We start from the raw sequence: 1,764 nt of genomic DNA on the forward strand, positions 1-1,764 counted from the left end.
TCTCTGTTCTGCAATTCTTTATTTTCAGCTTCCTCTATCTTTGCTTTTAGCCATACGAACATTTTATCCTGGTCATTTGCATTCTTGTAATCCGTAATATGACGTTCTTTTCTACCATTAGTTAAATACTCCGACTCTAAAATTTCTTGAATATCATGTTTTTGGACTGTTTGGTAGTACGTCTTACTTAACTTTCTAACTTTATAAAACAAATAAAAATATGTACCAAAGGCAATCGTAGTTACAAGATTGATAAGATAACCCACGTATCTATTCCTAAAATCAAAAACTACACAAAGACTCATAATAATAAGTATAACTATAAACAAAGCCATTATTCTTTTTATCCATTTACCATAGTATTTTTGTTGGACACTTATTTCTTCAATAGCTTTCTCATAAGAATTTTCATTTTCCATGATTCCTTGCCCCTTTAATAAAAAGTTTCCTACTCCATTTAGTATTATAGTAGTTAAATATACTGTTGTAAAAATTACTTTTTTATTAGGAACTACTCCTCTCCTAATAAAAAGCTGCTTCTTTTTGATTAATTTAGAAGCAGCTTAACAAATATAATTATTTCTATTAATTTTAATCAATGAAAATCGAATGACTAGAAATTATATTTTTTAAATCCGAATCATTTAACGTTTCAAGATCCTTTTGTTCTTCAACTTCAATTACTACCATATTTTTATAGGCTCTTGAAGTAACAATTAATCTTTTTAATTCTTTATATAGGTCTCCGTGTAATTGTCTATAAGTATCTCGATCGAAAGCAGTTAGACGGTCCATATCTTTTTCATAAGTTTTTATTTCTTTAATTGAGTAGATATGTAACTGATAATCGTTCGTTATATTAATACCTGTATGTTCAAAATATTTATTAGCAAGTATAGAAAGAACATCTTGAGCATTAGTATGTTGTACCAAAACATTTCCTTTTTTCATTTCACTTACAGGTAAAGTTGTAACAACGGTTTTAAAAGACATAATACGTTCCCCTTTTTATATAGATAGGTACCTATTTTTCTCCCCTATTAATTTTATTTTAATCTTAAAAACACAAAGGGTTCTTCACCTACCACTAGTGGGGCTTCATCAATTATCGGAAAATAAAATTCTTCTTTTTTCACCCCATTACTATAGTAGTTCCTTTCGAACCAATTATTGAATTGTTTATAAGCTGCTTCATCTTTACATTTAAAAGCAAATTCAATAACAGTAACTAAAGCACAAGAAATAGGTTGGTTGTGATTTTTATATAATTCTAATAAATGTTTAAAAATTTCAACTAATGATAATTGGTAATCGAATTTATCGGGTTCTTCCAGTTGATATGTTGTTCTTTGAAAGATCCTTAATTTTTCAACTGCATCTATCCAATTGCTATAAGAAATGTTTTTTTCTTTAGCAACTTCATCATATGCCCTCAAATTTTCATTGTCATCAAGTAAATCTTTAAAAGTTAACCCCTCTTTAGTTACAATTTCAAAAGGGTTAACTAATGAATTTTGAGTTGTAGTTAAATCTATTCCATAACTTTTAAATTTTCTATTTGATCTCGCGGTCCTATTCACAAAAGATTCAAAAACTTTATGTGGCGTTAGTTCTTTACTTAATTTCTCATTCTTCTCCATATCTGTTCCTCCTCCAAAGCAAGATTTCAATTACTTTTTACCATTACTAAAAACGACAGGAACGAATACTGGCTTTTGACTATAGTTACCGGAACGTAAATCGATTATAGGGGTATGGAACGGT

At 28.7% G+C, this 1,764-nt stretch carries 3 protein-coding genes; all 3 read right to left on the reverse strand.

Features of this window, described 5'->3' with window-relative positions:
- On the reverse strand, positions 1-419 hold a 419-nt coding region (locus RCF13_RS26225; protein ID WP_308141679.1), incomplete at its 3' end, for a hypothetical protein.
- Between the two features lie 172 nt (positions 420-591).
- Positions 592-993, reverse strand: a complete 402-nt coding sequence (locus RCF13_RS26230; RefSeq protein WP_308141680.1) for a hypothetical protein — start codon at positions 991-993, stop codon at positions 592-594.
- Between the two features lie 53 nt (positions 994-1,046).
- Complete coding sequence (locus RCF13_RS26235) at positions 1,047-1,640, reverse strand: hypothetical protein (RefSeq protein ID WP_308141681.1); 594 nt, start codon at positions 1,638-1,640, stop codon at positions 1,047-1,049.
- Positions 1,641-1,764 lie beyond the last annotated feature (124 nt).

The sequence above is a fragment of the Stenotrophomonas maltophilia group sp. RNC7 genome (assembly GCF_030910085.1).
GTDB lineage: Bacteria > Pseudomonadota > Gammaproteobacteria > Xanthomonadales > Xanthomonadaceae > Stenotrophomonas > Stenotrophomonas sepilia.

Coding starts and splice junctions, on each gene's coding strand:
- RCF13_RS26230 (WP_308141680.1), bottom strand. CDS start 993: ATGTCTTTTAAAACCGTTGTTACAACTTTACCTGTAAGTGAAATGAAA.
- RCF13_RS26235 (WP_308141681.1), bottom strand. CDS start 1,640: ATGGAGAAGAATGAGAAATTAAGTAAAGAACTAACGCCACATAAAGTT.